Source organism: Bradyrhizobium sp. AZCC 2289, from assembly GCF_036924615.1.
GTDB lineage: Bacteria > Pseudomonadota > Alphaproteobacteria > Rhizobiales > Xanthobacteraceae > Bradyrhizobium.
In genome coordinates, this window is record NZ_JAZHRY010000001.1 from 498,935 (window position 1) to 524,642 (window position 25,708).

Annotated in this window: 24 protein-coding genes and 3 pseudogenes; 8 read left to right on the forward strand and 19 right to left on the reverse strand. The window is 60.2% G+C overall.

Translation table 11 applies throughout. The features are described 5' to 3' along the window. Positions 1–6: 6 nt before the first annotated feature. Together V1289_RS02635 and V1289_RS02640 are read right to left on the reverse strand one after the other, a co-directional pair. The gene (locus V1289_RS02635) at positions 7–2,967 is read right to left on the reverse strand and encodes an FAD-binding and (Fe-S)-binding domain-containing protein (RefSeq protein WP_334395505.1); all 2,961 of its coding nucleotides are present in this window, start codon (positions 2,965–2,967) and stop codon (positions 7–9) included. Continuing rightward, positions 2,964–3,881 carry a haloalkane dehalogenase gene (locus V1289_RS02640; RefSeq protein ID WP_334395506.1) on the reverse strand — a complete coding sequence of 306 codons (918 nt, stop codon included), beginning with the start codon at positions 3,879–3,881 and terminating at the stop codon, positions 2,964–2,966. Before V1289_RS02640 ends, V1289_RS02635 begins: the two co-directional genes overlap by 4 nt. A 139-nt stretch (positions 3,882–4,020) precedes the next feature. On the opposite strand from V1289_RS02640, the gene V1289_RS02645 reads away from it, so the two are divergent. Further along, on the forward strand, positions 4,021–4,923 hold the full coding sequence (locus tag V1289_RS02645) for a LysR substrate-binding domain-containing protein (RefSeq protein ID WP_334395507.1): 903 nt from the start codon (positions 4,021–4,023) through the stop codon (positions 4,921–4,923). Between the two features lie 268 nt (positions 4,924–5,191). Here V1289_RS02645 and V1289_RS02650 read toward each other — a convergent pair whose 3' ends face one another. Continuing rightward, positions 5,192–6,211 carry an AraC family transcriptional regulator gene (locus tag V1289_RS02650; RefSeq protein WP_334395508.1) on the reverse strand — a complete coding sequence of 340 codons (1,020 nt, stop codon included), beginning with the start codon at positions 6,209–6,211 and terminating at the stop codon, positions 5,192–5,194. 132 nt (positions 6,212–6,343) lie between these two features. Here V1289_RS02650 and V1289_RS02655 point away from each other — a divergent pair, with 132 nt between their 5' ends. Together V1289_RS02655 and V1289_RS02660 are read left to right on the forward strand one after the other, a co-directional pair. Beyond that, positions 6,344–6,880 carry a carboxymuconolactone decarboxylase family protein gene (locus V1289_RS02655; RefSeq protein ID WP_334395509.1) on the forward strand — a complete coding sequence of 179 codons (537 nt, stop codon included), beginning with the start codon at positions 6,344–6,346 and terminating at the stop codon, positions 6,878–6,880. A gap of 43 nt (positions 6,881–6,923) precedes the next feature. Further along, positions 6,924–7,427, forward strand: coding sequence for a YkgB family protein (locus V1289_RS02660; RefSeq protein WP_334395510.1), 504 nt, complete (start codon positions 6,924–6,926; stop codon positions 7,425–7,427). A gap of 90 nt (positions 7,428–7,517) precedes the next feature. Here the strand turns inward: V1289_RS02660 and V1289_RS02665 are convergent, their stop codons facing one another. Continuing rightward, the gene (locus V1289_RS02665; protein ID WP_334395511.1) at positions 7,518–7,646 is read right to left on the reverse strand and encodes a hypothetical protein; all 129 of its coding nucleotides are present in this window, start codon (positions 7,644–7,646) and stop codon (positions 7,518–7,520) included. Between the two features lie 169 nt (positions 7,647–7,815). On the opposite strand from V1289_RS02665, the gene V1289_RS02670 reads away from it, so the two are divergent. From V1289_RS02670 to V1289_RS02685, 4 genes are all read left to right on the forward strand, one after another. Continuing rightward, on the forward strand, positions 7,816–8,478 hold the full coding sequence (locus V1289_RS02670; protein ID WP_334395512.1) for a glutathione S-transferase family protein: 663 nt from the start codon (positions 7,816–7,818) through the stop codon (positions 8,476–8,478). A 67-nt stretch (positions 8,479–8,545) separates the two neighbouring features. Beyond that, positions 8,546–8,833, forward strand: coding sequence for a hypothetical protein (locus V1289_RS02675; protein ID WP_334395513.1), 288 nt, complete (start codon positions 8,546–8,548; stop codon positions 8,831–8,833). 240 nt (positions 8,834–9,073) lie between these two features. After that, positions 9,074–9,343: a hypothetical protein gene (locus V1289_RS02680; RefSeq protein ID WP_334395514.1), complete on the forward strand. Its 270-nt coding sequence runs from the start codon at positions 9,074–9,076 to the stop codon at positions 9,341–9,343. 171 nt (positions 9,344–9,514) lie between these two features. Further along, positions 9,515–9,802, forward strand: a complete 288-nt coding sequence (locus V1289_RS02685; RefSeq protein ID WP_334395515.1) for a DUF1330 domain-containing protein — start codon at positions 9,515–9,517, stop codon at positions 9,800–9,802. A gap of 80 nt (positions 9,803–9,882) precedes the next feature. Here V1289_RS02685 and V1289_RS02690 read toward each other — a convergent pair whose 3' ends face one another. Both V1289_RS02690 and V1289_RS02695 read right to left on the reverse strand, forming a co-directional pair. Further along, positions 9,883–10,425: an adenylate/guanylate cyclase domain-containing protein gene (locus V1289_RS02690; RefSeq protein ID WP_334395516.1), complete on the reverse strand. Its 543-nt coding sequence runs from the start codon at positions 10,423–10,425 to the stop codon at positions 9,883–9,885. A 328-nt stretch (positions 10,426–10,753) separates the two neighbouring features. Beyond that, positions 10,754–11,164 (reverse strand): annotated as a pseudogene (locus tag V1289_RS02695) (alpha/beta fold hydrolase); the annotation flags it as partial. Here V1289_RS02695 and V1289_RS02700 point away from each other — a divergent pair. Then, positions 11,049–11,423, forward strand: a pseudogene (locus tag V1289_RS02700) (transposase); the annotation flags it as partial. The pseudogenes V1289_RS02695 and V1289_RS02700 overlap by 116 nt on opposite strands. Positions 11,424–11,977: 554 nt before the next feature. Here V1289_RS02700 and V1289_RS02705 read toward each other — a convergent pair. From V1289_RS02705 to V1289_RS02760, 13 genes and pseudogenes are all read right to left on the reverse strand, one after another. Beyond that, positions 11,978–13,552: an AMP-binding protein gene (locus V1289_RS02705; protein ID WP_334395517.1), complete on the reverse strand. Its 1,575-nt coding sequence runs from the start codon at positions 13,550–13,552 to the stop codon at positions 11,978–11,980. Positions 13,553–13,584: 32 nt separating this feature from the next. After that, positions 13,585–14,652, reverse strand: coding sequence for a glutathione S-transferase C-terminal domain-containing protein (locus V1289_RS02710; protein WP_334395518.1), 1,068 nt, complete (start codon positions 14,650–14,652; stop codon positions 13,585–13,587). A gap of 190 nt (positions 14,653–14,842) precedes the next feature. Continuing rightward, on the reverse strand, positions 14,843–15,604 hold the full coding sequence (locus tag V1289_RS02715; protein WP_334407239.1) for a glucose 1-dehydrogenase: 762 nt from the start codon (positions 15,602–15,604) through the stop codon (positions 14,843–14,845). Positions 15,605–15,752: 148 nt separating this feature from the next. Then, complete coding sequence (locus V1289_RS02720; RefSeq protein ID WP_334395519.1) at positions 15,753–16,742, reverse strand: zinc-dependent alcohol dehydrogenase family protein; 990 nt, start codon at positions 16,740–16,742, stop codon at positions 15,753–15,755. 378 nt (positions 16,743–17,120) lie between these two features. Then, the gene (locus tag V1289_RS02725; protein WP_334395520.1) at positions 17,121–18,143 is read right to left on the reverse strand and encodes a CaiB/BaiF CoA transferase family protein; all 1,023 of its coding nucleotides are present in this window, start codon (positions 18,141–18,143) and stop codon (positions 17,121–17,123) included. A gap of 2 nt (positions 18,144–18,145) precedes the next feature. Next, complete coding sequence (locus tag V1289_RS02730; protein WP_334395521.1) at positions 18,146–18,913, reverse strand: enoyl-CoA hydratase/isomerase family protein; 768 nt, start codon at positions 18,911–18,913, stop codon at positions 18,146–18,148. A gap of 242 nt (positions 18,914–19,155) precedes the next feature. Then, positions 19,156–19,569, reverse strand: a complete 414-nt coding sequence (locus V1289_RS49480) for an Rrf2 family transcriptional regulator (protein WP_442895939.1) — start codon at positions 19,567–19,569, stop codon at positions 19,156–19,158. A gap of 56 nt (positions 19,570–19,625) precedes the next feature. After that, a pseudogene (locus V1289_RS49485) lies at positions 19,626–19,823 on the reverse strand (NAD(P)(+) transhydrogenase (Re/Si-specific) subunit beta); the annotation flags it as partial. A gap of 127 nt (positions 19,824–19,950) precedes the next feature. Then, positions 19,951–20,973 carry a zinc-dependent alcohol dehydrogenase family protein gene (locus V1289_RS02740; RefSeq protein WP_334395522.1) on the reverse strand — a complete coding sequence of 341 codons (1,023 nt, stop codon included), beginning with the start codon at positions 20,971–20,973 and terminating at the stop codon, positions 19,951–19,953. A gap of 206 nt (positions 20,974–21,179) precedes the next feature. Next, positions 21,180–22,679 (reverse strand): MFS transporter, encoded by a 1,500-nt coding sequence (locus V1289_RS02745; RefSeq protein ID WP_334395523.1) that lies wholly within the window; start codon positions 22,677–22,679, stop codon positions 21,180–21,182. 178 nt (positions 22,680–22,857) lie between these two features. Continuing rightward, positions 22,858–23,619, reverse strand: coding sequence for an SDR family oxidoreductase (locus tag V1289_RS02750; RefSeq protein WP_334407240.1), 762 nt, complete (start codon positions 23,617–23,619; stop codon positions 22,858–22,860). 54 nt (positions 23,620–23,673) lie between these two features. After that, positions 23,674–24,087, reverse strand: a complete 414-nt coding sequence (locus V1289_RS02755) for an RrF2 family transcriptional regulator (RefSeq protein WP_334395524.1) — start codon at positions 24,085–24,087, stop codon at positions 23,674–23,676. A gap of 768 nt (positions 24,088–24,855) precedes the next feature. Continuing rightward, entirely contained in the window at positions 24,856–25,386 is a 531-nt protein-coding gene (locus tag V1289_RS02760) for a TetR/AcrR family transcriptional regulator (protein WP_334395525.1), read from the reverse strand. Positions 25,387–25,708: the final 322 nt, after the last annotated feature.

Here is a 25,708-nt window from a genome sequence, read left to right on the forward strand (position 1 = left end):
CTTCGTTCAGACGACGTTTTCGATGGTACTTGGCGAGGCGCTTTCGCCCTGCTGCGGACGTTCGATCGCGTCAACTCTCCGCGGAAGCCCCATGGCGAGAACCTGAGCCAAGTGCATGGCGGTCCGCCCGGTCATGTGCTTGACCTGCTCTCGGCAACTGAACCCGTTCGTTAGGATCACCGTGCCAGGCGGCTGCTTGCGGACCTCAGGTGCGAGAACCAATTCGGTGACGTCGCGGGAGAGCCGGGCGTGGTTCGGATTGAATCCGAAGGAGCCGGCCATTCCGCAGCAGCCGCCGTCGAGCCATGTCGCGCGTGCACCGGCCCTTTCGAGCATTGCGGTGTCGCCCCGATTGCCGAACAGCGATTTCTGGTGACAGTGCGTGTGAACGAGCACATCGATGTCCAGCCGCGGCGGCTCGTAGCCGTGCGCGAGGAGAAAGTCCCCCAACAGGAAGACGCTGCGCGATATCCGTTGGGCCCGGGGATCGTCCGGAAACAACTTGGGCAACTCGTCCTTGAACACGGATAGACATCCGGGCTCGAGACCTACGATGCCGACAGGACGCTCCCGCTCCGCTTCCAGCACCGGCGAGAGGACCTCGATGATCTCCTGTAGCCTGCCCTTAGCGAGATCCAGATAGCCGAAATCGTACAACGGGCGCCCGCAACATATGCGCCGCTTCGGAAGAACCGGCTCGAAGCCCGCATCCCGAAGGACCGCCACGGCGGCCTCGGCGACCTCCGGCTGGAAGTTGTCGCAGAATGTGTCCAGCCACAGCAGCACCGGCGGCTTACCGCGAGAAGCGGCCGTCTGATCCGCTTCGAAAGCGCGGCGAAAGCCGGTGGCGGCGAATTTCGGAAGATCCCGATCGGGCGCGACGCCTGCAACCCATTTGGAGAAGGACGCGAGTACCGGCGCGTTCGTCATGAAGTTCGTGAGACGAGGCATGGCCGCGGCGAGCGGAGCCCAATCGCCGATGCGTCCCATGGACCAGGCCTGACGGGGGCGCGATCTATGCTCGTAGTAGCGGGACAGAAACTCCGCCTTGTACGACGCCATGTCGGTGTGCGTCGGGCAGTCGCTGCGACAACCTTTGCAGCTCAGGCACGTGTCCAGCGCTTCCTTGACGGCCTCACTCTTCCAACCGTCCCGCACCACGTCGCCCTGCAGCATCTCCCACAGGAGCCTGGCCCGGCCGCGCGTCGAGTAGCGCTCTTCGCCGGTGGCCCGAAAACTCGGGCACATGATGCCGCCTTTCGCTGCACGGCACTTCCCCATGCCGACGCAGCGCTCGACCGCGCGCTGAAAGCCGTCGCCTTCCCGGCTCCGGAACGTCATGTGCGTCGTGATCGGTACGACCTTGTAGTCCGGGCCGGCACGCAGGTTCTCGTCGACTCGATATGCGTCGACCACCTTGCCGGGGTTCAGAAGGCCGTCTGGATTCCAAATCCGCTTGAACCGGCGCATCGCTTCCACCAGTTCGTCGCCGAACATGATCGGAAGGAATTCGCCTTTCGCTTGACCGTCACCGTGTTCGCCCGACAGCGATCCGCCGAACGCAACGACGAGCTCCGCGGCCTCACGGACGAAGTTCCTGAATTTGTCGACCCCTGGTTTCGACCGGAGATCGAACGTGATGCGGGCGTGAACGCAGCCGTCGCCGAAATGGCCGAACAAGGAGGTCCGGTACCCATATCTTTTCACGAGCGCGTCGAAGGCGCGAAGGTAGTCTCCCAATCGATGCGGATCGACCGCGGCGTCCTCCCATCCCACCTGCGGATCGGGTATTTCGGGATCGATGGACAGTTGCGTGGCAGAAGCGCCGTTTTCGCGGATCGACCAGATCCGTTTCTGCATGATCCGATCCGGCACGATCTTCGTGCTCGGTCGCGGACCGAACGGCCTGGCACGGAAAAATGCCGCCGCCCTCTCGGCCTGTTCGATCGCCTGGCTTTCCGAGTCGGCGCCGAATTCGAGAACTACCCAGGCATCGCCGGCCGGCAACAGGTCGATTTCGGCTTGCGCGAGATCGCGCGCCTGCAGGCCTCGGATGATCATCCGATCGAGACCTTCGATGGCGATCGGACGGAAGCGCTCGTAATCCGGGACGGCGTCCGCGGCGACGTAGATGTCGTCGAAGCCGAGAACGAGCAGAACTCTGTATTGAGGGCTGGTGACGAGATCGACGGATGCCCTGAGGACGAGGGCGCACGTGCCCTCGGTCCCAACGAGCGCACGCGCCAGATTGAACCCGTTCTCCGGAAGAAGCTGATCCAGGTTGAAGCCGGACACGCGCCGCTTGATCGAAGGGAAGCGCTTCCGTATCCGGTCCGCATAGCGATCCCGCAGATCCCTTAGATCGCGATAGATCTGCCCTTTGCGCCCTCCGGCGAGGATGATCGCTTCGATTTCCTCTTCGGTAGTGGGTCCGACCCAGAACCGTTCACCATCATAGGTCATGACCTCGAGGGCGCGGACGTTCTCGAGCGTCTTGCCGGCCATCACCGAGTGGGCGCCGCACGAGTTGTTGCCGATCATTCCGCCGAGCGTGCAGCGGCTGTGGGTGGAGGGATCAGGAGCAAAGGTGAGACCGTGGCGCTCGGCCGCCGAGCGCAGCGAGTCGCAGACGACGCCGGGCTCGACGAGCGCTGTCTTCGACGTGGGATTGATTTCGACGATGCGGTTGCAGGACACCGACAGGTCGAAAACCACGGCATCGTTAACGGTCTGGCCGCTCATCGACGTGCCGGCGCCACGAGCCAGTAACGGCACCCGATTTTCGTGACAGATGGCGACGCCCTTCGCGAACTCATCCAAGGATCGCGGCACGACGACGCCGATTGGCACTTGCCGGTAGTTGGAGGCGTCCGACGCGTACACGGACTTGTGCGCGGCATCGAAGCGAACCGCCGAACCGAGCGCGTTCCGCAGCGCTACCTGAAGTGGTCGCCAGTTCTTGCTCATGCGCCGCCCCGAACCCGTCTCAGGAATTCGACGAGCGCTTCGCCGATCTCGTGTGGACAATCTTCCGGCACGTAATGCTTGGCTTCGACCCTGACCACCGTCTGGTTCGGCCACTCGAGACAATGCTCACGGGCCGCTCCGGCCGTGCCGTGGCCCTGCAAGGCGTCGATGAAGAGCTTGGGAAGGTGCGTGCTCGATCCCATCCAGGCGCTGTAGCGCTCGACCGCCGCGCTCATGTCGGCCGGTTCTCCGTCGAAGGGAATGTCGCGAGGAAACACCAGCGTCGGCAATCTCGATTCCGGCGTATCGAACGGAGCCGCATAGACCGCCTTCTCCTCATCGCTCAATTTTCGGATGACGCCGTATTCGAACAGCATCTTCTCGACGAAGAAGTTGTCGCGCAGCACAAGGTTCTCTCCCTCGGGGCCACGCAAACGCCGGAAGGTCTGCTGCCGCTCGGGAGGCATGTCGGTCCATCGGCGAGGGCGGACCATCGCCTCCATGTAGACGGTGCCGGAAATACTATCGGGATAACGACAGGTTCGATTGAACCCGAGCGCGGCACCCCAATCCTGCACGACGAGCACGATGTTCCTGGTCAAGGCCAGCTTCTCGAACCAGGCGTCGAGATAGGCGACATGGTCGAAGAAACGATACGCGCTCCGCGGCGATTTGCCGGATTGGCCGAAGCCGATCAGATCCGGCGCGAGCACGCGTCCGAACGGCACTGCATATGGGATAACGTTCCGCCACATGTAGGACGAGGTAGGATTGCCGTGAAGGAACACGATCGGAGCGCCCTGCCCGACATCGACGTAGGCCATCTCGGCATCGAGCACGGACAGTCGCTTCATTCCGTATGGGAATGCGGGGCTTATCGCTCGATGCTGCACTGCACTGCCTTGGCCAAGCATCACACTCCTCCCTGAAATCGTGACCGCGGTTCCTTGTTTCCATCGTTCTCAAACCAACGGAGCGGCGTGTGGCGCAACGTCGGCTTGACTCGCTGCGGACTCAAACGCAAAGTTTTCAGGCTGAGCATGAGCTTTATGAATGCATCCACGCCGCCTCACTCCTTCAATGTCGTTGCTGGTGGCCTTCGAAGCGGCTGCCCGGCATCTCAGCTTCACGCGCGCCGCGGATGAATTGGCGCTCACTCAAAGCGCGATAAGCAGGCAGGTGGCCGCGCTCGAAGCTCTGCTGGAAGTCACGCTCTTCCGCCGCGAAGGCCGGCAGATCACGCTTACGGAAGTCGGCGCGAAATATCAGCGCGAACTCTCCGGAGCACTGCAGCGCATTCGCAGCGCATCGTTGCAGGTCATGGCATTCCGCGAGGGACGAGGATCGCTGCATCTCGCCGCGCTGCCGACGTTCGCGAGCAAATGGCTTATGCCCCGCCTGAAGGATTTCTATCGACAGTATCCCGACATTCTGGTGCACATCCATTCGCGGATCGGGCATTTCGATCTCGAGCTCGCCGGAATGGACGCTGTAATCGGCGTCGGAGATGGACACTGGCACGGGCTGACATCTCATCTCTTGATGGGCGAAGAGCTTCTTCCGGTCATCAGCCCGGCCCTCGCGGAATCCAAGCCGATCGTCACGCCGGCGGACCTTGCGCGCCATCTGCTGCTCGTTGTGACGGGCCGGCCGTTGGTCTGGCGACAGTGGTTTCATAAGCACGAACTTCCGGATGCGGCGATGCGACTTGGCCCGCAGTTCGAGCTCACCTCGCATCTGGTTCAAGCTGTGGCGGCCGGACTTGGCGTTGGACTCGTCCCGAGTTGTCTCGTGGAAGACGAATTGCGCGACGGTTCCTTGAAGCTCGCCATCGCCTCACCCTTGCAAACCGGCCTTGGCTATTACCTCTTCGTTCCTCCTCTGAAGGCGGACCTGCCGCATATTTCTGCGTTCAGGTCTTGGCTCATGGAAGCAAGGACCGAAGTTCTTGCCTGAAATCCTGGAGCGGAATCCATTTTCGCCGAACCTTCTGGCCAGAGGTTAGCTCAAAAGGCTCAGCAGCGCCCATTCCAAAACGGAATATGTCTTATTGCGCCACGCGACAGCCCTGCCGTTTTTTGCGGTCGGGTGAATCTGATCGCTTTTGCGCGGTCACAAATGGACTATCGTCGGTGCCGCGGTTCGGCACTCGGTCGATCTGCAACTTGCAATCCGTTTTCTTGAATCCGACCGAGCCTTTCGATCAATCCGATATCGAGCAAGGTCAGATGAACTTGGCAGCAGGGTCCGCCTCTGCTGTCTCCGAATGCTTCGTACTAAGAGGCGCGGTCGGCGTTGCGAAGATGTCCTGGCCGGACGGCTGCTGCATCTTGCGCCACTGCGCCGGAGTGACGCCCATGTGGCCCTTGAAGGCGCGTTGGAACGCCGCTTCCGATTGATACCCGACCGCCTCCGCCACGGCGCCGGTGGAAAGAGAAGATTTTTTCAGTTCGTTCGCGGCGAGCGTCATCCGGATGTCGGTCAGGAGATCGCTGGCCGAGCGCCCGAGCTTCTCCTGGAATTGGCGCGCAAGCGTTGCCCGCGACATGTTGCACAGGCGCGCAAGCTCGGGCAGCGACCATGCGCGCGCAGGTTCGTTGAAGAGAGCGGCCACTGCCGGTGCGAGGCGTGGATGACCAGCCAAGGCAAGGATGCCGCGTGGCGCGTCGTCGGTCTCACTTGCGAGCCGCAGCACAAGCGCGAACATCGCCGTCGACAGCGCGTTCAGCATCGCGCGGCCGCCGAGATGATCGTCTGCGGACTCACGGCGCATCAGGGAGACGAGGCCAGCGAGTTGCGCGACGGTTTCCTTCTGTCCAGTGTGAGTGTCGGCATGCACGACGAGGCGCGGCGGCAGATAGCTGCGCAGCAGCCGGTCGTGCGGAGGCGCGATGGCAAAATGTCCGCACAACAGATCGAGCCGTTCGTCCGAACCGAGATTCTCGCTGATCGTGAAGTTGAGGGACGCACGGTTGCGGGCCGGCAGGGGCGACGCTCCGCTGCCGTCGTGCATGACGTGCCGTGGGTTGCCGGGAAGCAGAAGAATGTCGCCGGCCCTCAGCTGCAGCGATCGGCCTCCCGCCGGATCCTCCAGCGTCGCGGAGCCGGCGAGCACGGCGTGATACGGGATTTCGTTCGCCTCGCCCGGACCCTGGTCGATGCGCCAGGGGGTGCCGTAGTTGCAGCGCAGGTCGAGCCGCCCACGCACCGGCATCATTTCGAACAGCCGGCTTAGCCAATCCATGGTGACCTCCAGAAAGCAATCCAAACGAGACGATGGAGCATATAATCGAGACAACACGACATTCAAAGTATCAAGGCGCGACCATACTGTCACTCCGCAATCGTTCACCAACCCCAACGAAGGAGTGCCACCATGTCTCGTCTTTCAGTTCCCAACCTCGAATCCGACACCGGTCCCTCGGGCCAGGTTTATGCCCAGATCAAGAAGGCCATCGGCAGCGTCCCGAACACCTTCGCGGCCATCGCCGCCCATGGCCCCGGCGCCCTCAAGTCGGTCCTGTTCGCCGACGCCACACTCGCCGCCGGAACCCTGACCAACCGCGATCAGGAGGTCATCAAGCTCGTCATCAGCGCCGCCGGTGGCTGCGACTACTGCGTCGCCGCCCACAACCATCTGGCCAGGCTCGCCGGCGTGAAGCCGGAAGAACTCAAGCAGATCCGCGAGGGGCGGCCCAGCGGCGACGCCAGGCGTGACGCGCTGGTCGGCTTCGTCCGCAAGCTCGCGCAGTCCAGCGGCACCGTCAGCGACGAGGATTTCGCCGCGATCAAGCTGGCGGGCTACAGCGACGCCCAGCTGGTGGAGATCAGCCTGGCCTTCGCGACCACCGTCTTCACCAACGTCTTCAACCGCATCAACGACACCGAGATCGACTTTCCCGCAGTCGCGTGAAGCCGCCGCGCCTCGTCAGATCTTGAATGAAAGGATCACGACCATGACCACGCTCTCAAATATCACGCAAAACCCGCTTGTCCGCGCGCTGCACCGGTCCGGCCTGCTCGCGGAGGATCTCGACTACCACGTCGTCCGGACCGCGATGGTGATCATGTTCTTCTTCTTCGGCTACCAGAAGTGGTTTCCGTACGAGTTCGAAAGACTGGTCCCGTTCATCGACAACGGGCCGCTGATCTGGTGGCTGTATCCGGTGTTCGGCCACGCCGGCGCCAGCTATTTCCTGGGCGTCTCGGAGTGGACCTTCGGGTCGCTGCTGCTCGCAGGCTTCTGGGACAAGCGGCTCGGCGTTCTCGGTGCCCTCGGCTCGACCGGGACCTTCATCGCGACGGTCACCATCATTCCGTTCATGCCGGAAGGCTGGGACGTCGCCGCCGGAGGCTTCCCTGCTATGACCGGCAACGTCCCCTTCTTGATGAAGGACGTCGTTCTGCTCGCCGTCTCGCTCTATCTCCTGAGGCAGGACCTGGTTCGCCTTGTCCGGTAGGTCACGGATCTGCACACAACTCGGCGACTCGCCGGGAAGCGCAAAGCTTGCCGGCGAATCAGCTTGTGTGAGCTTTCAGAATTTCGACCTTCACACCCGAGCACCCAGATTAGCGCTGATCAAACGTGAAGCGACCATCTGCATAACCTGCTGAAGCAGCGCGGCCAAATCATCATTCCCGAACGGAATAAAACCTAGTCGATCAAGCTCGGTAGCCACCAGAGCGGTCTCCTCTAGGTTCTTCGCGTAATTTCGACCCCGCGCGAGCAGGCGCAACGCCGGACTTCCATGCAAAGCCAAAGGAGGACCGCCGATGTCGCTTCTAGCCAAACTCGACGCTTTCAAATGTCGAAGCCGAAGACACTCAACTCAAACCGAGGGTACTGCCATGATCGACGTCTATGCGTTTTCGACACCCAACAGCGTTCGCGTCCCCATCGCTCTCGAAGAGCTCGGGCTTGAATACAATCTCAAACCGGTGAACCTCCGGAAGGGCGAACAGAAGGAGTTGGCCTTCCGCAAGCTCAATCCCAACGGCAAGGTTCCCCTCCTGGTAGACCCCGACGGCCCAAGCGGACGCCAATTCGTACTCTCGGAGTCCGCAGCCATTCTCATCTATCTGGCCGAAAAGTCCGGCCGCCTTCTGCCTTACAATGGCGAAGAGCGAATGCGCGTGTTCGAGCAGATTTTCTTCCATGTGACCGGCATCGGTCCGGCGTTCGGACAGGCCGGCTACTTCCAGAAGCAGGCTCCGGAGCAAATTCCGCTGGCTCTTGAGCGCTTCAAGGCCGAATCCGCCCGCGTCATGACCGTGCTGGACGGGGTTCTCGCGAGCCGGAAGTACACGGCCGGAAACGAATACACAATCGCCGACATCGCCCACTTCGGTTGGTTGTGGCGCCGTGAATTTGCCTCCATCGACCTTACAAACTACCCGAACGTGAAGCGCTGGTTTGATCTCGTCGCCGCTCGGCCCGCGGTCATTCGGGCCATCGAGCGCGTAACGGCGTTGCTACCTGCACCGCAGCCCGAGCCGGCGGTCCAGCTTTGACTGCCATTCAATTCTGAACAGCTTGATCCGCCCAGATCGCAGCATCTATTCTGACACGGAGACGATCATGGCTACCTTCGAAAACTACAAGAATGCGAAGATGACCCGATCCGCCGATGGGATCCTGGAAGTGGCCTTCCACACCAACGGAGGAAAGCTGGTCTTCAACGGCCATACCCACGAGCAGTTCACGGACATGTTTCACCAGATCGGCGAAGACTATGACAACAGCGTCGTGATACTGACGGGAAGCGGCGATGCTTTCAGCGACGCGATCGATCCGGAAGGCTTCGATTTCTTCACGCCTCACGGCTACGACAAAAAATCTTCCGCGAAGGCCGCGAGATCCTCATGAATGTGCTGGACATCGACGTCCCGATGATCGCGGCGCTGAACGGACCGGTATGGGAACCTTTCCCGACGCGCTCGTCACGTTCTTGACCACCAGCGTTGAGCTTCCCGCCCGCACACTTCGGCGGCAAGGCCGCAGCGGACAGCGGAAGCGGTAGCTCCCACAATTGTGATTCCCTGTCCTGTGTTAGCAGCCGGAACGAACGACGGTCCGGAGGAATTCGTCCGGGCAGGAGCCATCTCGATGCTGATGACGAAGGAACGGCGGCCGGCGATCCGCACGCTGCGCGGTTGGGCGATCTCCGTGCTGCAGGAGGCTCGCGCCATCCGCGAATGCGAGGAGCACGGCTGGATGCAGGACCGGGCAGACCCGCACGCCCGCGAGCCCGCCACCGAAATCGCCCGACGGGATCCGCCCGACGGCGTCTCTCCGGACGAGGCCGTCGCCGCGGTCACCGACGTCCTGGATTCGATCGGCGACACCTGCCCGGAATGTCCGGCCGACGACGGATAGCAAGCGCGCCGTACCTTCGGAGGTCGAGCCGTCACGCGACTTCCCGGAGTGAGCTTCGCCGACCGCAATCCCGGCAATCTGCGATAACGGGCGCGCAACTGGGACGCGCCCCAAGAAGCATGCTAGGCTGCATGTCTTCTGCTCTCAGATCATTGCCGCGAGAGGTTGATTATGCCCGCCTATTTCATTGTCCAAAACACCGTCAAGGACGAAGCGCAGTATCAGAAATACGTCCAGGCCGTCGTGCCGTTCATAGCCAGCTTTGGCGGAAGACTTGTGGCCAGACGCGCGAAAGTGGAGGTGCTGGAAGGCGAACATGACCAGCGACCCGTCGTCATGTTCGAGTTTCCCAACATGGAGGCGATCCACGCATTCTGGAATTCGCCAGACTACGTTCCGATCAAGAAGCTGCGCGAGGGCATAGCCACCATGAACATCTGGGCTTTTCCGGACGCCTGATCGGCTCACGACAGGTGCGGGCGGCGTAGGACCCCGATCAACCCGGGCAATCGTCAGAACTCCGCGGCAGCGACCGAGAGCTATCCGCTGGCCGCGAACAGATCCCATTTGCCCGGTAGCCCCTTCAGTTCGTACGAACCGCGTTCGCTGAAACGCAGCCCCGCGCCCGCGACGAGATCGGTCACCACACGCGAAACCAGCACCTCGTCGGGCGCGGATTGCGACATGACGCGGGCCGCCGCGTGGACCGCGATGCCGCCGATGTCGCTACCCCGCACCTCGATCTCGCCGGTATGCAGACCAGCACGCACCGGCAAGCCGATCTGACGCGCAGCGCTGCTGAACGATAGCGCGCAGCGGATTGCGCGACCTGGTCCGTCGAAGGTTGCGAGAACGCCGTCGCCGGTGGTCTTCACCAGATTGCCCCGATGTCGTTCGATGAACTGACGCGCGAGCGCGTCGTGCTGGTCAAGGCGGCTCCGCCATCGTTGGTCACCGATCTCGGCGGCCCGCCGCGTCGATTCGACGATGTCCGTGAACATGACCGTGGCGAGAATCCGCTCCAGATCCGCGTCTCGCGCATCCCGGTGACCTGTCACGAACTCCTCGATGTCGCCGACCAACGTCTCGATGTCGCCCGTCCAGAATGCGTGGTCCCCCGATGAATACTCGATGTACCTCGCACCGGGGATTCCGGTGGCCAGCCGACGCCCCAGTGCAACGGGCACTTGCGCGTCGGTCGCGCGGTGCAGCACCAGCGTCGGGGCGGACGCACGGGAGAATGGCAGTGATGTCTATCCGGCGGTTCGAAATAATGTAGGACTTGATCGCACCCGGACTGCTCGCCAGCTTTTCAAATTTCGCAATGCGCGCGACCGCGTCCGGATTGGAGGCGTCGCTTGCGAATACGTTCGCCAGAAAGCTTCCGCTGCCCCAACGTTTCACCAGGTTCGCCAACCTTTCTTCGGCGGCTGACGGCGACAGGTTTGGCGGAAACAGGTCGGCCACGCGAGCGAGGCCGCCGAAGAGGACCAGGTGGGATACGCGGTCGGAATAGGTGGTCGCGAACAGCACGCTCATGGAAGCGCCTTCGGAGAATCCGACCAGCACGGCCCGCTGGGATCCGATCGCGTCCATGACTGCGCGGACGTCGTCGATGCGTTCCTCGAGCGAAGGCACATCCGCCAGCCGGTCGGACAAGCCTTGTCCTCTCTTGTCAAATGTGACGATCCTCAAGAACTTGGCCATCCGACGGATGTACGACCGGCGCGATCTCTCAGAGGTGCGGCGCGACCTGGCGGCCTGGCTCGGTAAATGGAGCGGCAAACATCCCAAGCTCACCGGCTGGGTCGAGGACAACATCGAGGAGACGCTGACCTACTTCCGCCTGCCGCTGGCACATAGAAAGCACATGAAGTCGACCAACATGCTGGAACGCCTCAACGAGGAGATTAGGCGGCGTACCTATGTGGTCCGCATCTTCCCCAATGGGGAGAGCTGCCTGAGACTCGTCAGGGCGCTCACCGTCGAGCGCCACGAGGCCTGGCTCGAAGACCACCGCTATCCGAACATGGATCTGTTGAAGGAGCACAAGAAGGAGATGCTCAAGGCTGCCGCCTGACGATGCTCAGGCCCACCAAAGGGTTGGACGCCACCCCTCTCCGCCGCCGTCGCTCGCCAGCGCTGCGCTTCGGGCAAGCGAGCGACGGCGGCTCAGAGGGGATGGCTCTACCGGACCCCGTGATCGATTTTGCTGAACTTGACGCACATAACTTGCAGTGTCACCGACCGGTGCGTGTTACCGTGGTATACAATCTGGAACTGATGTGCTTCCCGTCCTGAGGCCGCACGAGGACGGCATCCGAGCGGCTAATTCGCGAGGTAGCATCCGCCTTCGTTCAGGGGACGAAGTGCGTCTTCCGCCGGAACCGAGTCGACGAGTTTGCAATAGTGGTAAAGCCCTGTTGACTCCTCTGGCTTCTTGACCTCGAACAAGAAGTAGGCGCAACACGCATCCGTCGCTGCGTGACACGTGCGTGTCACAAAATGACCGCTCGGTTCGGGAGTCCGGCATCAAATCTTCACAGAAAACGTGCAATCGATTTAAAGACGCCTTTATAGAGTCACGCGTCGGCCGGGTTCGTTCCCGGTGGGGATCCGATTCATGCGGCGACGTCACTTCAAGTTGTCGTGAGTATCTCGAAACTTGGATCTCAATTCTCTCTTCAACACTTTGCCCGTCGCATTTCGCGGGAGGTCCGGCACGACCACAAATCGACGCGGAATTTTGTAGCCGCCAAGCTTCTGCCGGCAGAACGAGACAAGATCGTCCAGAGACGGTGTTGACGCACCTGCGGCAAGGACAATGCAGCCTAAAGCCGCTTCGCCGAACCGTGAGTCCGGTATGCCGACGACCGCAACATCCGATATTGCCGGATGCTCGATCAGAACCGACTCGATTTCCTTGGAGGAAATGTTTTCCCCACCCGACACGATGACATCCTTCAGCCGATCTTCGATGAACAGGTAACCATGCTCGTCGATCCGGCCGATATCGCCGGTTCGAAACCAGCCGTCCGCCAAGACTGCGGCAGTCTCATCGGGCATTTTCCAGTAACCCAGCATGATCTGCGCACCACGAACTCTGACCTCTCCTGACATTCCGGACGAAACGGGGACGCCGTTCCGATCCGTGACACGCAATTCCGTTCCAAAGACCGGAAGTCCGGCCGAAGCCAACTGACGTTCGGAAGCCTTGTCGCGCAAGCCCCGAGCGTGTGCCGACGCATCGAGCATGGTTACCGTCGCTGTTGTTTCTGTCAGCCCGTAGGATTGATAGAAATCGCAACCGAAAACTTCCATCGCGCGGAGAAGGAGCGGCTTGTCTATCGGAGATGCCCCATACATGATCGTCTTTAGAGCGCTCCAGTCACGCTCTGCGACGTCACCGATCTCATTCAAAAGGAAGCTAATCATCGTCGGAGCGAACAGAGCAATCGCAATTCGATTCTCGACGAGACTCTCGACCACAATCCGGGAGTCGAAGTCCGCGTGTATCACCAATGTAAGACCTAGGTACGTGGCCAACGTCAACACTTGCATCCCGCCGGCGTGGAAGAGCGGCATGGCAAGCAGCGTGGCTTCGCCCAGGGATGGCCTGTGCTCCAGGCAGGAAACGACTTGCGAAACACTCGCGTGATAGTTGGCGTGCGTGATCATCACGCCCTTTGCTCGCCCCGTCGTTCCGCTCGTGTACATCTGGCACGCGACGTCGCTGACATCAGGCCTGGGATGATCGCTAGACAGTGGGGGATGAGAATCGAACCATGATTCCAGATCGGTCCAGCCTGAGCGGCCCTTTGTGTCTGTCGCGATCCAACGTGCTACCTTAGGCTGCTCGGACCGGAAAGCGTCGGCGACCGACAGGAATGCCGAATGGGCAAAGAACAGTTTGATTTTGGCGTCGCTCACGATTGCGCTCAATTCGGCGGCGGACAGTCTGTAGTTCAGAGGCACAGCCACTACCCCGACGCGCCCTGCGGCCAGGAACATGATGGCCATGTCTATATCGTTTTTTGAAAGATAGCCTATACGGTCGCCGACGACCGCCCCCTCTCCGATCAACGCTCCCGCAAACCGATCAATCCGTTCCGCCGCTTCTTCAAGCGTTATTTGCCGCGATCCCTGACGCGCGAAGACCTCGCTGGGCTTGCGTCGAGAATGATTGGTCACAAAATCGCAGAGAAGCATCGTCTCACCCTCAGAAGTATGGCCGCTTTTCCTTAAACGATGTGTTGGAGACAGTCCGTATCACGCAACAGAGGTTCGACCCGGCCCCGGGCATCACGCTGCAAGGCGGAGAACGCGTCGCGTAGGCGCCTAAAACGCTTGACCTGATATCCGAAAACGGGCTGCGCGAACCTCTGGCCACCAAGCTGGACCTCGAACGACGGTTGGCCTACCTCGAATGCAGCACTGTTGGCGCTCAGATATGGAAGGTAGCTGTCGCCCGCGATCTGCGCGAGGCTTCGAACGACCGGCCAATCGAGGACGTCTCGCGACGGCGCCCAGGCGCCGTTGACGCCGGAAGCATCGTCGAGGCGGCGAAGCCAATCAAATAGATCCTGCGCATCCCGTCGCATGATCGCCGCTGACACCGGATCGGTCGCGAGTTGCAGCAGTTGACCGAACATCGCAAAGTCCGCGAGGGCCGGACGGGTGCCAAACAGATAGTTAGGTCCTCCCTCCGCGATGTGTGACGTCAGAGCCGCGATCACCCGGCCAAAATCCTGTTCGATCACCGGGCCGTTCTCAGGTGTGCAGCCGACCATCTCCATGCGACCGATTTGCCGAATTGCCAGCATCTCCGCGACTTGCGCTCTTTTTTTTGCATCATCCTCGGGATGAAGGTCGCTTGCTATCCAGGATTTGCAATAGGCGATATTGTCGGCATACGACCATCGGTAGTGGTACATCATCTTTGTGATCCACTCGTCGGCCAAGTCCTCAAAGAGGGAATTTAAGAACGCCAATGCCGGATCTTCTGGAATGATCGAACGTCCGCCCGGATAGCGGACCTCCAGCGCGTGCGCGATTGGAGACGTGTCAATATGGTAGGTCGCCTCGCCTGGAAATCGAAGAAGCGGAACTAGGAGCGGCCTGACAGGAGGTGGATCCGCTTCGAATTGCGGAGCTCGAATGATCCAGTCGAAAGGAATCCTCCTGTACCGAAGGATTGCCCTCAGCTTGACCGAATAGGGTGATCCCGGCGTTCCTATAAGCTCGCAACGTACAGTCTCGGAATCTCGAGCCGACGCATTCTTGATGTTGGGTTCGAAGGAAACGGTCATTCGATAGCTCCTGCTCCGGGAGGGCGGCTTTCAAACGCTTTCATAAATGCAGTCCATTTGTTTGTCGTGGTGTCGCTATGAGGGTCAAACCGATAACCGGCCGATAACGAGCGCGCGCCGTTCACATTACGTTTCGGTTGCCTTCGGATAAGCGTCGTCCGTGACCCAAGCAAGCAATGGGGTATGACTTTCAGACCGCACCGTGCGATCCGGAGAACCCGCCATCGATAGTTATTTCCGTCGACGTGATGTACCGCGACTCGTCGGAGGCGAGAAATAATACCGCGTTCGCGACATCCTCGGCCTCGCCAATTTCTCCGAACGGCACCTTCTTCAGCATCTGTTTCAGTCGCGCCTCTCCTTGCTCTGGAGAGCGCCCTCGATTCCAGACCGGAGTGCGGATGACTCCAGGAACGACGCAGTTGACCCGGATCCGTCGAGGAGCGAGTTCGGACGCAAGCGCGTGTGCCATAGCTTTAACCGCGGCCTTGCTCGCGGGGTAGGCCCCTGAACCAGGAAAACCGACGGTTGCGGCGATCGAACTGTTCAGAATGATCGATGCGCGGTCTCTAAGCAAAGGGAGCGCGCCCTGTATCGTCAGGAAGACAGCAGTCACATTTGTTTTCAAGACCTCATCGTAGATATCTTCGGACGTATCCACGATCGACGACGTAGTCGATTTGGCTATGCCAGCATTGGCAAAAACGATATCGAGGTTTCCGAAGTTCTCCTTGGCCGCGGCAATGACGCGAGCGCGAGCGTCCGCATCAACGACGTCAGCTCGGATCGAAATTGCGGAAGACCCGAGCGAGGATTCCGCAAGGGCGAGCGTTTTCTCATCTCGCCCTGTGATCAGCACCCTTGCGCCCTCGTCGACAAATCGTTTAGCGGTAGCGAGACCGATGCCGCTGTTGCCGCCCGTTATGAGCGCATTCTTTCCCTTTAGTCGCATCACCAGATACCCCTGTTTCATTTTCCATGCAGCATCGGCAGCTTAACGTAGAAGTCTAGCGATGCGGGCAAGTCCGCCGCCTACCCTTCGTGCGGACCTCGGTCGGCTGCCGATGACGGCCTGGTCCTCGTTGGAAGCTCGCGTTCGATCAGATGACGTCATTGGGGGCGACCAGGACTTTTCCGCCTCGCCCAGGACGCTGAGCGTGCGCCAGTGCGGCGCCGATTTCCTCGATTGGGTAGATAGCTTCAACAGGGGCCTGCAAGCCATCAGTCCGCACCTGGCCGGCGATCTCGGCATAGAGCGCACGCACTTCCGCCAACGAGCGCCTGGCGAGCGCTCGCCCGAGCATGAAGCCGACCACACTGACACCACGGAAAATCAGATCCGAATATGCTACGGTGACTTCCGCCTCCGTCATCGCCCCATAGTTGCAAACCGTCCCTCCGTCGGCAACGGAAGCGGCCAAACGCTGTGTGGCCTGGCCGGCAACCGCGTCGAGAGCCAGCCTGATTGGCGCTCCGTCGACGGCCGACGACACCTGAGAGGGCAGGTCAGGCCCATCGATCAGGCAGACGTCGGCACCCAGAGTCTTGAGCTCCGCGAACAGAGCTTCACGACGGACAACGTTGACTGTGCGCAGTCCGCGCGCCCGGGCAAAGCGGATCAGCAACCTTCCAACGGCGGAGTTGGCCGCGTTCTGCAGCACCCATTCTCCTGGCCGCAGGTTGACCAAGTCGGTCAACATGAGGTGAGCAGTGGGCGGGTTGATGCGGATCATCGCTGCCTGTTTCACGTCGATGCCGGTCGGCAGACAAATCACATCGTCGCCCTTGACGCGGCGCCGCTGAGCCCAGTTCTCACGCTGCAAGTTGATGACCAAATCACCCGGCGCGACGTGAGACACACCGTCGCCGATTGCCAGAACTCTTCCGACGCATTCAGCGCCTGGCGTGGCAGGCAAAGGTGGCTTCAGTCGGTATCCGCCAGCGCAGAACATCACGTCCGCCGGATTGATTGGAGTTGCCAAGACCTCAAAGGTAACTTCTCCGGCCGCCGGCGTCCCCACGTCCGGCGCCTCGACGCAATGTGCCACGTGCTCTGGCACGCCGTATGAAGTTATTTCCACGCGCTTCATTCAACCGTCCTCAGGGGACATACAATTTAGCCACGATCACATCGGCGCGAGTGAAACGCATTACGACAAGACCGCCCGGAATTTCCTCGCTGCAGATCCATTTGGCTCTGGCCGCCATTCTGGCTTAAACGAGGACGAGGACTAACCACTCGCCCTCGTTCGCTCCACTTTTAGTCGTACCCTCCGAGCGGATTGCGACGGCTCAGAAGGATTTTGCGCGCCTGCAGATCCTTGATGCGATCGGCTGGCACATTGTTTTCCGCGAGAATCTCTTCGTTATGCTCCCCCTGAAAGGCAGGAATGCCGGGCGGCGGAAGCGTCGATCGGCTGAAGTGCCACGGATTGCCAGGCATACGAGCCGTGCCGCCCGCCCTGTCGTCAACGTCGACAACCGCCCCCCATTTCCTTGACCCATTCCGATTTGGCGAACTCGTTCACGGTTCGGATCATGCCGCAGGCAAGGCCGGCTTCGCTGACTTGAGCTTGCAATTCCTGCAAGTCTGTGAAGGTCAACAACCAAACGCGCACCTCTTCCAGCAGGGAACTCAAATGCTCGCGTCGGAGATTAGCCGTCGCGTAACGAGGATCGCTCAACAGATCATTTCGTCTCATCATGGCGCAATAGCGCGCGAACATCGGCGAAAAGATCGGGCTTGCCGCAATCGTTAGCCGATTGCCGTCCGGCAACTTGAAAATATGAGATTCATTCGCCGACAGCGCAATCGGCTCGCCGTTGGTGTCGATACCGGACAACTGAGAACCGGCACGCTCGTTCACCGACAGCATGGTTGCCGCCATCGAGACGTCTATATGCTGCCCCTCACCGGTCCGATTGCGATGCTGGAGGGCCGCAAGAATTCCGATAACACCCTGAAGCCCGGTGTAGATATCTGCATGGCTGCAAGCGTCATTCATCGGTTCCGACAGCGCACCACCGAAATGGTCCTCGACGATTGAGGTCAACCCGGTTTCCGCTTGGACAGTGACCGCGAAGGCCGGACGATTACTCCACGATGTCGATTGTCCATAGCCACTAAGCGAGGCGTAGACGACTTTCGGATTAAATTGGCGAACATCCTCGTAAGAAAGACCGAAGCGTTTCAGCGTGCCAGGTCGGAAATTTTCGACGATTACGTCCGCGGTCCTGCATATCTCGACGGCAACCTCGCGCGCCTCGGACCAGTTCAGATCGAGACTGAGGCTACGCTTGCCCGCATTTTGCTGGGCAAAGTACATGCCCATGTCGCCGACGTGAGGAAGTCCGATTCGAACGATGTCGCCGGAAGGCGGTTCAATTTTGATGACCTGGGCGCCCAAATCCCGAAGGGCTTTGGTGCAATGGGGCCCGGCAAGTACCCGGGTAAAATCGACTACCCGCAATCCGTCCAAGGGAGCCGACATTGCTAGTCCCCCTTAAAAAGGGCGGACGCCGGACCTGTCGCGAAAAACGCGCATATGCCGCGTTCCCGGTCAGCCGTATTCCAAGCAGCTTCATTGAGTTCGACCTGCTTCGAGTCCGCGAGTGACAGGCCACCGCGAGCCGCCAGATTAGCCTGCCTTTTTATGCCCTTGAGTGCGAGGGTCGGACCCGCCGCCAACTGGCGAGCCATCGCCATCGACGCCGTCAGCAATTCGGCTTCCGGCACGACCAAATTGACAATCCCCCATCGCTCAAAAGCCTCCGGCGTGTGCCTGCGCCCAAGCAAGGCAATCTCTTTAGCACGGGCATATCCGCAGCGTTGCGCGAGGCGCTGCGTGCCTCCAAGCAACGGCAGCAACCCGACAATCATTTCGACCTGACCGAGAAAAGCGGTGTCGGCAGCGATAATCATGTCGCAGGTAAGCGCCAATTCCAAACCGCCCCCCAAAACGCCACCGTGGACAGCCGCCACCGTTGGAACAGGCACATCATCGAGCGCGTCCCAAAATTTCGTAAGGCGCGCTTGATCCTTATGCAGCACTGTCGTGGTACCGAATGAGTCCAGCTGCGCACCCGCACTAAAATGGCGCATCGAACTGCGCAGCAAAATGGCCCTGCAGCCATCGGCGACGACTTTCTCGTAAGCGCCCATAAGATCGTCGATCATCACTCCGTCGATCAGATTGTGAGGTGGCTTAGCCAGGGTCACGATACCCACACCGCCGTCAATTTCATGCGTGACTGTTGTCATAGGTTCTCTCTCATAGTTCTTTCTCCGTAGTCATGTTGGAGAATCAATGCGACCGACGTCTACGCTGCGGCGATCGGCTTCCGCGTTCGCGCCTCGATGCCCCGGTCCCGTTTGTTCGCCGCAGCCGCGGCTTCGGTGAGCCGCCACCCGTAATGAGAACATGCTTGCCTTCAAGTCTGCCAACCATCGTTGTACCCTAACAAAACATAACCTGTTCTGTTTTGTTCTGCGCCAAAAAAACACTACTGAATCCTGCTCATCAAGCTTGATAGCCTTGTCTTGCTCAGCGTCGTTCGCAGCGCCGAATTGGCCGCGTCGAAGACCGGCCTCAGAACACCTTCCATGCTCCGGTTAACGGCGCAATTAGGATTACCCCCCGAACGTAGAGCGAAGATTTCACCACTGCCTTCGACCGCGTCATAAATCTGATCCAGAGTTATCTCCTTCGGGGACCGCTGCAATCGAACGCCGCCGTCCTTCCCTTGACGAACCTCGACCATTCCATTCTGTTCGAGATGCTTGAGAAGGCGTCTGACAACAACAGGATTGGTACGGAGACTCTCAGCGATTCTCTCGGAGTTGGTTCCGTCTTTTCCCGCGCGAGCCAGGAAACACAGTACCTGAACTGCGCTGGCCATTCGACTGTTTGCTGCCATAACCGAACAATAGTAGTTCTGTTATGAAGAGTCAATAGCGCTCCGGCATATCCGCACATCGCCTTGACGATCTTCTCGGTCACCTTCTTGGCGTCGCCGGGCAACATCGCGGTGTTGTCGCGACAGAACAGGGGATTGTCGATACCGGCAAAGCCACAGGCCAGCGAACGCTTGATGAACACCTCGACGCCTTCCTTCTTCAAGGTGTCGGCCGTTTCGCGCACCGCGTGCCAGGCCTGGGCCACCGCCATGCCGCCGCGGCGGCTTCGCCCAAATGGAACGGCTCTGGATCGAAGTCGGTCGCGAACCGCTTAATGTCGCTATTGGTTACTTGAAGCTCTCCGCTTTTAAGGTGCGCCGAATCGGTCACAGCACGATCCTTTAGTCTGCAGCCCAGCTGCTAAGATCAAGCAATGGCTTGCCTTCGCGTGGTCTCCCATCCGCGTCGCGCAGGGCATCCGCAATGTTCTGTGGCCGATGACGTTTCGCCGGCGGGAGGCGCAGCGCCCCGGACGCCAGACGGTCGAGGACCTTGGCAAAGATGGCGCCACAGTCAGCGAGCGGTGTCACTTCGAGCCAATGGAGGAGGTACCAGCCTTGCACAGTCGCCGCACTGTAAATCAGCCTCGGTGCAAAGACTGGCATCTCAAACGCAGAAGGGTCGGTTTGCCTGTGCGACGACAATGCCCCATAGACCAGCATACGGCCACCAGGCGCGAGATGCCGCGCAACCGTCGCTCCAGTCCTGCCGGCGACGCAATCGATCGCCCGGGATAGTGCCTTTCCCTCGCTTGCTGTCGCGAGTTGCGTGCCCCAATCATTGTCCTCGCTGGTGATCACTACGTTACCACCAAGTGCTTTGATGTCTGGAACCTGCGCGCGACGGCGCACGATATTCACCGTGCGGAAGCGTTCCGAACGAGCGAGTTGCAGCACAAGCTGGCCCACCGTCGAACCGGCGGCAGTCTGGGCCAACCAGTCGCCCGGCTTAAGATCGTGCTCGACCATGGTCATCACCCAGGCTGTAACTGGATTCACCAAAGCTTGCGCGGCGTCCTCGTCCGAGAGATCGTCAGGTACCGGTATGACCCGTTCCGCTGGGCTCACGATGAGTTCACGCCACGAACCCCAGACGTTCAGAAGAACGACGCGCGTGCCAGGTGCAGGACCTGCAACGCCCGATCCAAGCGCCTCGACGACACCGACACACTCGATGCCGGAACTGGCTGGCAGCGTCGGCTGACGACCGAAGCGGCCGCGCATGATGTGCATGTCGCTAGGATGAACCGGCGAAAGTCGCGCGCGGACGAGAATTTCACCTGAGCCGGGTTTCGGTTCGGGCAATTCTCGAACGGCGAGGACATCGTTGGGGTTGCCGGTGTGTTCAAAAACAAATGCTTTCATAAATGCAGTCCTTCTGTCGTCGTGTCGCTACGATGATCAAACCGCTCGAAGTTTACGGAATGGATGCATTGTATCGACCCTTTCGTTTCTGGCTTTGCGTGAGTGATAGTGTTGAGATTGGATCAAACAATCCGTGAATTGGGGGCTCAATCGAGACGTCGTCGAACGGGAGTTCAACGAGATCTCCGCCATGCGGCCGGCCAGCCTTACTCCAACACAACTGGCGCTCGGGCGGGTCTGGGCCTGATGAAAAGCAAGGTCGGAACGAGGCCAATGAGGGTGATCGCCGCCATAACCCACCAGGCCACTCGGAAGGCCTGTACCCACTCCGCGACCTCATGAGGCACGCCGACGATGGCGACCAGCAGAGCGACTCCGATTGCGATTCCAGTCTGGCGGATCATGTTGATTGCTCCGGAACCTGTCGCGAACGATGAGGGAGGCAGCGATGACGTACTAACCCCCATCAAGGTCGGCAGCGCTAATCCGACACCGAGGCCGATCGGAAGCATGCCAAAAGTCGCGGCGAGAAAGCTCGGCTCAAGACCGGGCACAACGGACCACCAGACCTGTCCGAGAGCGAATGAAATCATCCCCGCGGCGCAAACCGCGGCGGTGCCGAATCGGGCTATGAGCTGGCGCGAAAATAGAAGTGAGACGACGGGTATCAGCAGCGGGCCGGACGCCATCGCGAGACCGATCTTCAGAGCCGACCAGCCCCAGATCATCTGATCCCACAACACCATCGACAGCAAAAGCGAGCCAAAGGCCGCCGAAAACGGAGCGATAGCCAGCGCGGCTCCCGTGAACGGACGGATGCGGAACAGGTGCGGATCGATAAAAGGGTCGGACGACCGAAGACAGTGCGCAACGAACCACCCGAGGAAAATGACAGTCGCGGCGCAGGCAGCAATGATGCCCGGAGAATGCCAACCCCAGTCGTTTATCTTGACGATCGCGAAAACCAAGGACGCCACACCGGCGGTCACCAGTAGCGCTGCCCCGAAATGGGGGTGTGAACTGTTGTGGCCAGGTACTCTCGGGAGTTTTCGCCAACCGACGACCAGGGTGATTAGCCCGAGCGGGAGATTGACGAGGAAGATCCAGCGCCAGCTCGCCGTGACCAGAACCCCGCCGATGAGCGGCCCGAGCGCCGCCGCAAGGCCGCCGACAGCGGTCCACGTTCGCACGGCGCCGCTCCGGCCCTCAGGGGGGAAGGCGGATAACAGGAGCCCAAGCGATGTCGGCGTCATGAGTGCGGCGGCGGCCGCCTGCACGACGCGAAAAACGATGAGCATCTCGGTACTGCTGGCAGCGGCGCACGCAGCTGACGCTGCGGTAAAGGCCCCGATCCCGACGAGGAAGCTTAGATTGCGTGGATAGCGCTCTGACAAGCGTCCAAAGAATACCAAAAGGGCCGCATACGTTATCGTGTACCCGTTAAGTATCCAGGAAAGCCTCTCCAGGCTAGGATTGGCGAAATCCAGGGCAATGTTGGGTAGGCCGACATTCACAACGAAGAGATCGAGATTAGCCAGGATCATCCCGACGGAAACGATGGCCAGCACCCGATTCGGAGAGGTTGCTGAAGAGAAATCGCCAGATCGTCGCGCGGTCGGAGTGGCATCGAGTTCAGCTGGCGAGGCAGAGCCGCCGACGTGTTGGGTATCAATCGCCCTGTTCTGCTCGGCCGTGGACTCCATCATGTGATCTCCTTGTCCCACCCTGTTCGTACTTCGTCAGCCGCGTAACCGACGATTTTCCAGCTCAAGTCCACTACCGCAGACGGCAGAAACGTCTTGGCCGCCAGTTTTCTGGCGTGACGGGGATTGGCGGTGCAAGCCGTCCCTTGCCTGAGCGGGAACGGCCTCTCTGCAACAAAGCTCAAGCGCCCACGGGCGAAATGGCCGAGACCCCGCCGTCGATCAGGAAGTCTGCCCCGACGACGTACGCGGAATCGTCGGACGCGAGGTAAACCGCCAGCTTCGCGATTTCCGACGGATCAGCCATGCGCTTGCTGGGATTGTTGGTTGCAAGGACGCCCTTGACCGCATCGCCCTGCTCTTCACCGGCGAAGCGACCGAACATCGCCGTGTCCGTCGGGCCTGGGCTTAGGGTATTCACGCGAATCCCGCGGTCCACGAGTTCGGCGCTGAGGATTCGCGCGAGATGGACGACCGCGGCCTTGCAGGTCGAGACGGTCGAGGTCGTCGGCCACCCCTTGCGCGCGCCAACGGACGCATTGATGATGACAGATGAGCCTCGCCTGAGCAGCGGCAAGGCCTTTTGAATCGTGAAGTAAGCCCCTTTGAAATTGGAGCCTATCACCTTGTCGAAGCTATGCTCTGTTACCTCTTCGAACGGCAGGAACTCGCTGTAACCTGCATTTGCGAAGATGCCGTCCAAGTGCCCGAACTCTCGCTCGATCGTGGCGAACATCGTATCGAGGTCGGCGAGTTTGCTGACGTCCGCGCGAATGGCGAGACTTCCGGCCCCCAGTGTCCGCCTAGCCGCCTGCAGCGTCCCCTCTTCCAAGCCACAGATGGCGACGCGCGCGCCCTCTCGGTCGAATTCCTGGGCTGCAGCCAGCCCGATCCCGCTGTTACCGCCAGTGATAAGGATATTCTTGTCCGCTAGTCTACCCATTGCCGTCACTCCTTGGATTAAACATATCCGTATCGGTTACATTTTTGGGCAAATTTAGCGGACGCCGCGTACCAGCTCCGCCAAACTCGTTTTGCTGAGAGCCTGCTCAACGGCGTCGTTCGCAGCGTCGAAGATTGGGCCAAGCCTCCGTTTCATCGCACAGGCCACCGCGCATCCCTCATGCACCTGGCCGCGCATGGCAAAAACGCCGCTCTCGCTTTCAACCGCCTTGTAGATCTGACCAAGGGTAATGCGAGATGCCGCGCGTCGGAGACCGACGCCGCCTTGGCGGCCTTGGCGAAGAGCGACGAGCCCCTCTCGCTCGAGGAGCTTGAGGATCTTCCGCACCACGACCGGGTTGGTCTGAAGGCTTTTCGCGATTGCCTCCGAAGTCGTCCCCTCGTCGCCGGCGTAAGCGACGAAACTCATGATGTGGACAGCACTCGCCATGCGACTATTCGCGGTCATAAATGGAGCCGTATCAGTTACATTTCAGGCTGTCAAGCTCGGTCCGTTATATTAGATGATCACTGACCTCTATAATAAGAGCGGACGGACAAAGCGAAATCGATCGCCACACAGGAAAGTGATAATGCGTCAAATCTGACGAGGAGGGATTGAATTCGATGTCGATCGACATATTAAGGGGGTCTGGCGCAGCATAGCCGAAACTGATCTCGCGCCTTGCTGGATAGTCGTCGCAAACTTTGAACGGAGGTGTGCGTGAGCAAGCTTTTTTTGATTATCGGCGCAACAGTCGTCGTGCTTGGTGGAATCAACGCGAAGGCTGAAGAACGTCCAGCTTTCGAAAGATTCGGATTTCCAATCACGCAGACCCAGGTTGCTGTGTTGGGTTCTGCTGGCGTCCGAGAGAGATCACCGACGCAGACGCTCATGCTCTACGGAATGCCGGCGTCCCCGCATCAGATCGCGGTTCTGTCGCCACGGCCGCGTAGCGTGAAGGAAATGGCTCCAAGCTCGTTAACTACTGGTTTGGCGCCCCCTCCAGCGACGCCCCGCTGAACTACAAATTTGCGATAGGGATTCGGCTTTCTGCACTCGTTGACGACCGAAGTTGTCGGTGCGGTCTTATGCGCGCCGTCCACGACGACACCTTCTTGTCGGAGATCCTCGAAGCGTCGAGATCGGGCCCTTGTGCCGAGTCGCCGGCGTATGCCCGTCAGACGGGGAGACCGGCACGTCGGGCCAGGTGATGGGGCATGCGCCGAAAAACCGTCACTCCCAAGACGACAACTTGGCCCGTGCGGCGGCCAAAATCTCGTTCGAGACCTTCGGATCAGCAACAATTCTGGAGATCGTCAGCGCGCCAAGCATCGTCGCCAGGAACACACTGGCGGATTTCTTCGCCCGCTCCGTGCCCGGATCCTTCATCCGTTCGGCGACTTCGGCGATCATCTTGAGGATCCCCTTGGTGGCCGCGGACCGTGTCGACTTGTCCGACCTCGCGAGTTCGCTCCCGAGCGCGGCTAGAGGGCATCCGTGAGCCCGATCCTTCCTGTGCCCAGGCGAAAGATAGTCATTGACGATTGCTTCAAGCGCTTTGTGGCCCCTGGCCGTGGAGGCGGAAGCTTGCATCTCGCCGATTTTGGCCGCGAACGCGCCCGCCGAAGCTTCGGAGACGAGTTGGTCCTTCGAGTCGAAGTGCCGGTAGAACCCGCCGTGCGTCAGGCCGGCACTTTCCATCAGATCGGCCAAGCCCGTTTCGCAGATCCCGTTCTGACGGAAACGAATTCCGGCGGCCTTCACGATGTTCCGTCGCGTCTCCGCCGTTTCCTCTCTCGACCTTCTCATGAATAGTCTCCTGCAGGACGCCTGAACGCATCCTGCCCACGCATTTTAGTCGGATCCACTAATTATCGCCGAGCGCGGTTTGGCCGCGTCATCCTCGCTGGACGTGTTCGATATTTGGAGTACAATCGACATCTAAAACAGACTATTATCTAACAAGTCAAGAGCGATGTGGCTGTTCTTCCCGGACTTGCCCCGCTCGGGGGCCGCAAGATGAAAAGATCAAGAACCGAAGCTGCCGAAGCCCGGCAGCGGTTAGTCAGAGCTGCCGCCGACCGGT

Coding starts and splice junctions, on each gene's coding strand:
- V1289_RS02680 (WP_334395514.1), top strand. CDS start 9,074: ATGCTGATGACGAAGGAACGGCGGCCGGCGATCCGCACGCTGCGCGGT.
- V1289_RS02640 (WP_334395506.1), bottom strand. CDS start 3,881: ATGCTTGGCCAAGGCAGTGCAGTGCAGCATCGAGCGATAAGCCCCGCA.
- V1289_RS02655 (WP_334395509.1), top strand. CDS start 6,344: ATGTCTCGTCTTTCAGTTCCCAACCTCGAATCCGACACCGGTCCCTCG.
- V1289_RS02645 (WP_334395507.1), top strand. CDS start 4,021: ATGCATCCACGCCGCCTCACTCCTTCAATGTCGTTGCTGGTGGCCTTC.
- V1289_RS49480 (WP_442895939.1), bottom strand. CDS start 19,569: ATGGCAGCAAACAGTCGAATGGCCAGCGCAGTTCAGGTACTGTGTTTC.
- V1289_RS02715 (WP_334407239.1), bottom strand. CDS start 15,604: ATGCGACTAAAGGGAAAGAATGCGCTCATAACGGGCGGCAACAGCGGC.
- V1289_RS02685 (WP_334395515.1), top strand. CDS start 9,515: ATGCCCGCCTATTTCATTGTCCAAAACACCGTCAAGGACGAAGCGCAG.
- V1289_RS02745 (WP_334395523.1), bottom strand. CDS start 22,679: ATGATGGAGTCCACGGCCGAGCAGAACAGGGCGATTGATACCCAACAC.
- V1289_RS02670 (WP_334395512.1), top strand. CDS start 7,816: ATGATCGACGTCTATGCGTTTTCGACACCCAACAGCGTTCGCGTCCCC.
- V1289_RS02740 (WP_334395522.1), bottom strand. CDS start 20,973: ATGAAAGCATTTGTTTTTGAACACACCGGCAACCCCAACGATGTCCTC.
- V1289_RS02635 (WP_334395505.1), bottom strand. CDS start 2,967: ATGAGCAAGAACTGGCGACCACTTCAGGTAGCGCTGCGGAACGCGCTC.
- V1289_RS02755 (WP_334395524.1), bottom strand. CDS start 24,087: ATGACCGCGAATAGTCGCATGGCGAGTGCTGTCCACATCATGAGTTTC.
- V1289_RS02705 (WP_334395517.1), bottom strand. CDS start 13,552: ATGCTTCTCTGCGATTTTGTGACCAATCATTCTCGACGCAAGCCCAGC.
- V1289_RS02660 (WP_334395510.1), top strand. CDS start 6,924: ATGACCACGCTCTCAAATATCACGCAAAACCCGCTTGTCCGCGCGCTG.
- V1289_RS02750 (WP_334407240.1), bottom strand. CDS start 23,619: ATGGGTAGACTAGCGGACAAGAATATCCTTATCACTGGCGGTAACAGC.
- V1289_RS02675 (WP_334395513.1), top strand. CDS start 8,546: ATGGCTACCTTCGAAAACTACAAGAATGCGAAGATGACCCGATCCGCC.
- V1289_RS02730 (WP_334395521.1), bottom strand. CDS start 18,913: ATGACAACAGTCACGCATGAAATTGACGGCGGTGTGGGTATCGTGACC.
- V1289_RS02720 (WP_334395519.1), bottom strand. CDS start 16,742: ATGAAGCGCGTGGAAATAACTTCATACGGCGTGCCAGAGCACGTGGCA.
- V1289_RS02710 (WP_334395518.1), bottom strand. CDS start 14,652: ATGACCGTTTCCTTCGAACCCAACATCAAGAATGCGTCGGCTCGAGAT.
- V1289_RS02650 (WP_334395508.1), bottom strand. CDS start 6,211: ATGGATTGGCTAAGCCGGCTGTTCGAAATGATGCCGGTGCGTGGGCGG.
- V1289_RS02725 (WP_334395520.1), bottom strand. CDS start 18,143: ATGTCGGCTCCCTTGGACGGATTGCGGGTAGTCGATTTTACCCGGGTA.